The 3,112-nt window shown below is 37.3% G+C and carries 3 protein-coding genes and 1 other annotated feature; of the genes, 1 reads left to right on the plus strand and 2 read right to left on the minus strand.

Annotated features, from left to right (window positions below; genetic code table 11):
• Positions 1-154 precede the first annotated feature (154 nt).
• Positions 155-1,198: a lipoyl protein ligase domain-containing protein gene (locus tag LACPOB_RS0101245; protein ID WP_017867023.1), complete on the plus strand. Its 1,044-nt coding sequence runs from the start codon at positions 155-157 to the stop codon at positions 1,196-1,198.
• A 505-nt stretch (positions 1,199-1,703) separates the two neighbouring features.
• Here LACPOB_RS0101245 and rplL read toward each other — a convergent pair.
• Entirely contained in the window at positions 1,704-2,072 is a 369-nt protein-coding gene (rplL, locus tag LACPOB_RS0101250; RefSeq protein WP_017867024.1) for a 50S ribosomal protein L7/L12, read from the minus strand.
• Positions 2,073-2,110: 38 nt separating this feature from the next.
• A complete protein-coding gene (rplJ, locus tag LACPOB_RS0101255) occupies positions 2,111-2,614 on the minus strand; it encodes a 50S ribosomal protein L10 (protein WP_017867025.1) in 504 nt (167 codons plus the stop codon).
• 136 nt (positions 2,615-2,750) lie between these two features.
• Positions 2,751-2,866: a sequence feature (ribosomal protein L10 leader region), on the minus strand.
• Between the last annotated feature and the right edge of the window lie 246 nt (positions 2,867-3,112).

The raw sequence follows: 3,112 nt of genomic DNA on the forward strand, positions 1-3,112 counted from the left end.
TGTGTGTTTAGTTTTGTCGCTTAAATCATATCAAAGTTGACGGGGATTCCGTCTTTTTTATGTCAAAATTTTAGAAAAAGTTGTAAAGTGCTGTTATTGTATAAAATAACTAAAAATTAATTTGATAAATCAAATGAAGAAAGCTTGGATCAATATGTTTCTAATCGACATTACCCCTAAAAATCATGAGCTCTATGATCCGATCATAAATCAATCGATCGATAATTATTTGATCAACGACTTGAAGCTCCCTGGACACGGCCTGATCTGTTATATCAACCGCCCATCAGTGATCATTGGATCAGCGCAAAATTCTTTTAGCGAGGTTGATTTACATTATTTAAGTCAAAATAATGTTGACCTTGTACGTCGAACTTCTGGTGGAGGCGCAGTCTACCATGACCAAGGAAACATTATTTTTGAAAATATTATAAGTGGTTCTTTGAAACATTGCAGTGACTATAATTATTTTGCTGAACCAATTTTGTCCGCTTTAGAAGAAATGGGACTAAAAGACGGTCACGTCAGTGCCAAAAGTGCACTCGTCGCAAACGACCATAAATTTTCAGGAATGTGCATGGTCAAAGGTAAGGACGGCTACGCAGCTGGAGGAACTTTGATGTTTGACATGAACATCACCAATGCGCGCCAAGCACTTACACCTAAAAAGCGCGACCAAGTCACACGTGGTGTCTTATCTTATGATCGGCCGATCGCTAATTTAAAAAATTTGTTACCAGACACATATCAACAAATGTCAACCGAGGCATTTAAGCATGAACTATTGCTCCATTTGTTTCACGTGAAACATTGGGCAGATATTCCCACATATCATTTAACTAATGCAGACTGGGACAATATTCATGAGTTAGTCGCTAAAAAATACGGGCGTAATGTTTGGAACTACGGCAAAAATCCTGGTTATCAATATTATTCATCCAGAAAGATCTCACAGGGGCAATTACACATTAATTTTGCAACGACGGATCAGAAAATATCAGCGATCAAAGTCTTTGGCACCAGTATGACCTCGGGCGCGGCAGATGCCTTAGAACAAGCATTACTTGGAGCTACTTTAAACAGTGATTCATTAAAGAAAAACTTAGCTCAAACCATTTTTGGCAATAGTAAAAAACTAACCCAGCTTATTATCGAAATGTTACTTAAACCAGAAAACACTCATAAAATAAACATTTGACTAAAAAATTCTCCCAAACATTTATCACTAACCTGTTTGAGAGACATTTTATATGCATCTATTATTTTTTTATTCTCTAGATCTTTACAGCTATTAAAAAAGAGAGCGGGACAAAAGTCGTTTTGAAGCCGGTATATAATGCCATTTACGTCATTTTTGGCCGTAGCAAAGCGCAGGACAGGAATGGCGTAAATGGCATTACATTGAGGATTCAGACTTTTGAAACGCGTTTATGCTGTAAAAATTAGAAGTGATAATTTGATTATTTTTAGCAAAAGAAGAGACTGGGATATTGTTTTGTCCCAGCCTCCTTTATTAGGGCTGAGACATAACTAGCTGTGCGGTTCTAAAAGGGCCATCGATCTATATCCCATTAAATGAGTTAAATCAATGGTCCTCAAACATGTTCCCAAAAGATGTTTTGTCTCACTAAATAAAACCGCCAGAGTCATTTTTTAACTCTGACGGTTACATAAATCAGCCCTTTAGCTGAATTTAACAGATATTACTTCAAGTTAACAACTGCGCCTAATTCCTTGAATTGTGCTTGGATATCTTCAGCATCTTCTTTAGTTGTTTGTTCTTTAATAACTGTTGGTAATTCATCAACAGCAGCCTTAGCATCCTTCAAACCCTTGCCGGTAATATCTTTGACAAGCTTGATGGTCTTAACTTTAGCGTCGCCTTCCGTAGCTAATTCAACGTCAAATTCTGTTTGTTCACCGCCTTGGTCGCCACCGTCTGTGCCTGCTGCTGCAACTGGGGCAGCTGCAGAAACTCCAAATTCATCTTCGATCGCTGAAACCAAGTCATTCAATTCAAGAATGCTAGCATCTTTTAAATCAGCAATAATTTTTTCTGTATCTAATGCCATTTTTATTTTCCTCCATTATTAAAATAATTTCTAGTCAGTTATTCGTCACTGTTATCAACGACAGCCTTAAGTGCATATGCAACATTGCGCACTGGTGCTTGCAATGCTGATACCAACATTGATAATAGGCCTTCGCGACTTGGAAGTGTTGCAAGTGTATTGATCTCATCAATAGAAGTTACCTTACCTTCAATAGCGCCACCCTTGATCTGAATAACTTCCTCATCACTTGCTTTAGCAAATTTTGCTACTATCCGTGCGGGTGCAGTAGAATCATCTGCCCCACCAAACACAACTGCAGTTGGACCGGCAAATAATTCATTAAGTTCATCATAACCAGTTTCCTTAGCAGCACGTCTCAAATATGTGTTTTTAATAACTCTCATTTGTGCGCCGGCGTCACGCAATTGTTGACGTAGGTCTGTCATCTGGTCAACAGTCAAGCCACGGTAGTCAAATACTAATAAAGATGAAGCATCTTTTAGTAAATCTGCAACATTACTTACGATTTCTGCTTTTCTTGCGATTGCTTGTTCGCTCAACCAACTCACCTCCTAACAAATAAATAATCAATTAGGGTTTGAATTATTACGAGTCTTTTTTAAAGCTTGAAAGCTTAGTCAAGTATACGAGTTAAAGTGTAAGCTATCAAGTTATGATATCGACCGAATCTTCACGCCTAAAATAAAAAAACTTCGTACCTACTAAGACACGAAGGACCACTTATTCTTTTCCGGTCGCCAGGAAATTAAGGCTTACGCCACCCGAGTCTTAGGAAATATACAAAAATTTTTTACACCATTATATGTAACATTTCACCTATTTTGCGTCAACAGTTTTAATCCTTAACTCCAGGCTAATTTACTCGATTTTAATAATCTTGGACAAACAAAAAACCACCACCTCAATTGAGAGAAGTAGCAGTTTCAAACTATCAGTTAAATTATCTAAAGGTTGAAAGTTAAATAATACAAAAAAGCCCCGAATTTTCGGGGTTTTTTCTGTATAAAATAGACATGAATTGCTCCATATCTGTATAA

Origin of the sequence: Ligilactobacillus pobuzihii E100301 = KCTC 13174 (genome assembly GCF_000349725.1) — a bacterium.
GTDB classification, from domain to species: Bacteria; Bacillota; Bacilli; order Lactobacillales; family Lactobacillaceae; genus Ligilactobacillus; species Ligilactobacillus pobuzihii.